Annotated in this window: 3 protein-coding genes; 2 read left to right on the top strand and 1 reads right to left on the bottom strand. The window is 61.3% G+C overall.

Annotated elements, in window-relative coordinates:
* Nucleotides 1-192: 192 nt before the first annotated feature.
* Entirely contained in the window at nt 193-1,095 is a 903-nt protein-coding gene (locus J7548_RS19640) for a LysR family transcriptional regulator (RefSeq protein ID WP_290977945.1), read from the bottom strand.
* Nucleotides 1,096-1,537: 442 nt separating this feature from the next.
* On the opposite strand from J7548_RS19640, the gene J7548_RS19635 reads away from it, so the two are divergent.
* Nucleotides 1,538-2,656 carry a sigma 54-interacting transcriptional regulator gene (locus tag J7548_RS19635; protein ID WP_290977944.1) on the top strand — a complete coding sequence of 373 codons (1,119 nt, stop codon included), beginning with the start codon at nt 1,538-1,540 and terminating at the stop codon, nt 2,654-2,656.
* Between the two features lie 68 nt (nt 2,657-2,724).
* On the top strand, nt 2,725-2,954 hold a 230-nt coding region (locus J7548_RS19630), incomplete at its 3' end, for an NAD(P)-dependent oxidoreductase (RefSeq protein WP_290977356.1).

The following is a 2,954-nucleotide window of genomic DNA, read 5'->3' as shown; positions in this document are numbered from 1 at the left end:
GCTTCGCTCCGGCGTCCTTTCTGATCCATTTTTCCTCTCGCTCCAGCGGCTGGTCAGAAGCGGACTTCGTGTCCGGCTCGCCTTCGGCCTTGCGGTGCTTGCTTCTCGCCTGCGGCATCGATACGGTGTCTCGCTGTCCCCGTCGTCCTGACGAAAGTCAGGACCCCGCGTCGTTCGCACCTCAAATAACCGTCAATTCCCCACCGGCCGCAACTTCCTCCAAACCTCCACCGCTGTATCCGCAAACGTCCTGATACAGGGATTCGAATTCTCCTTGTTCCAGATCACCGCCACCTCCACCACCGGCGCATTGAGCAACGGCTTGAACACCGTGGTTTCCAGGTTCATCGCCTGCATCGAGGCCGGCACCAGCGCCACGCCCAGGCCTTCGCCGACCAGGTTGACGATGGTTTGCTGCAGGTTGGCTTCGAGCACGATGCGCGGGCGGAAGCCGTTGGACTGGCAATGGTTGACGATGATGTCGAACACTACCGGCGCGATCGTGCGCGGGATGCTGACGAAGGGATCGTCGGCCAGTTCTGCCACCGAAATCGCTTCCTTGCAGGCCAGCTTGTGGTCGCGCGGCAGCACCGCCAGCAGCGGTTCGGCGTAGATGGTGTGGCTGACCATGCGGCTGCAGTCTTCGGGGCGGTACATGATGCCCACATCCACCTTCTCGTCCTCGATGTCGGTGGCCAGCAGGTTGGGGACGTATTCGGTCAGGCGCATGTCGACTTCGGGGAAGGCGGCGGAGTAGTGGCGCGTGACCGAGGGCAGGATGTTGTAGGCCGAGGACATCATGAAGCCGACCTTCAGCGCGCCGCTCTTGCCGGTGCTGGATGACGATACGTTGCGTTTCGCCCGTTCCAGTGCCTTGAAAATTTCTGTGGTATCGCGATAAAAATATTTGCCGGCGGGGGTCAGCTGGATGGCCCGTTTGCTGCGGTCGAACAATTGCGCGCCGAGTTCCTTCTCGAGGGCCGCAATCTGCCGTGTGAGCGGGGGTTGGGAGATATGCAGCAGCTCCGCCGCGCGTCCGAAATGCAGGGTTTCTGCTACGGTGCGGAAATAGGTGATGTGTCTCAGTTCGATCATTTGATACCTTCAAGGTATTGATTCTGTCTGGATATTGTATTGGAAGTCATCGGATTGTCTCGTTATTCTCCGATGCAGAGATGACAAAACTTGCGATCATCTCGGGCCGACAAAGGCGCCAGAAGCGCCGTCGCCGTGAATAAAGAACCCATTTCACTATGAAACGTGAGTGCGAGCGAGTCCCGTTTGGGATGGAGTGCAAGGCGCGAACTTGGGTCAAGACTGGGCGTCTTGACCCAAGTTCGTAACGCGGCAATTCGCCCAAACGGGCCGCTCCCTCCGGGTTCTGCTCAGAAAGGGCGCTGGCTGCGTTGTGCTCCTTGCGTGTGGCACCGCCACACGACGCGTCGCACGCCTTGCCAGCGCCCTTTCTGAGCAGAACGCATCTCACGTTTCATTGTGAAATGGGTTCTATAAAAGCAGTTCACGACAGGAGACAATCATGCCGACACAAACGGTAGCTTTACCTTTGGCAAAAAACGACGTCAGAACAGCTCGTTCGAATTCCCCCCGTTATCGCGCAATCGACCAGCTCTCCGGCGGGGACCCGGTCATGCTCGACCTGGTCGAGCGCGGCAAGCGCCTGATCGACCGCGGCATTCCCGTTCTTATCCTCGGCGAGACCGGTACCGGCAAGGAGTACCTGTCGCGCGCCCTGCATGAATACAGCGAACGCCGCCAGGCCGCCTGGGTGGCGGTCAATTGCGCTTCGATTCCCGAGAGCCTGGCCGAGAGCGAATTGTTCGGCTATTGCAAGGGCGCCTTTTCCGGCGCGCTGCCGGGCGGCATGAAGGGCCGGGTGCAGCAGGCCGATGGCGGCACGCTGTTCCTCGACGAGATCGGCGACATGCCTTTCGCGCTGCAGACGCGCCTGCTGCGCGTGCTGTCCGAGCGGGAAGTGATTCCGCTGGGGGCGTCGCGTCCGGTGCCGGTGGATGTGCAACTGATCTGCGCCACGCACCAGGATTTGAAGACTCTGATCGCGGAAGGGCGTTTCCGCGAAGACCTTTACTACCGCATCGCCGGCGGCGTGCTGCGCCTGCCTGCGCTGCGCGAGCGCGCCGACCGCCGCCGCCTGATCATGCAGATGATCGCCGACGAGCTGGGTGATGAAGCCGGCGAGCACGCGATCGCGCCGGCCGCGCTGCAGCGCATGCTGTCTTACCCGTGGCCGGGCAACCTGCGCCAGATGCACGCGGTGATCCGCTATAGCTGCGCGGTCATGAATGACGGGCACATCGAAGTGCGCGACCTGCCCGAAGAACTGATGCAATTCACGGCGGCGAATTTGACCCAGATCGTGGGCCATACCGGCCTCGCCGCCAATGTCCGTCCCATCGTGCCACAAGCCGATGCGATGGCATTTTCCCCGCGCCCATCAGGCGACCCGCTCCGGGATGAGCGTTCGCGCGTTATCGATGCGCTGGTCGGCAGCCGCTGGAACATTTCCGCCGCTTCGCGGCAGTTGGGGATGTGCCGCGCGTCGCTGTATCGCAAGTTGCGCCAGCTGGATATTCCGCATGTGCGCGACCAGGCGATGCCGGCATATGCCGTCGCCTGAATACTGGACAATTACCACCAACAAGGCCGGGCAGGGAGCCCGGCCATTCGATTCTCCTTAGGAAGACCATGAAAGTTTTTTACGACAAAGACGCAGACCTGTCCCTGATCAAGAACAAGAACGTGACCATCATCGGTTATGGCTCGCAAGGCCACGCGCACGCGCTGAACCTGAAGGACTCGGGCTGCAAGGTCACCGTCGGCCTGCGCAAGGGCGGCGCCTCGTGGAGCAAGGCCGAGAAGGCCGGCCTGAAGGTCGCTGAAGTCAACGACGCGGTGAAGGAAGCCGACGTCATCAT

Source organism: Herbaspirillum sp. (assembly GCF_017744395.1).
In the GTDB taxonomy this organism is placed as follows: domain Bacteria; phylum Pseudomonadota; class Gammaproteobacteria; order Burkholderiales; family Burkholderiaceae_D; genus Herbaspirillum.
Note: the sequence above shows the minus strand (reverse complement) of the source record. Positions and strands in the feature narration are given on the sequence as shown.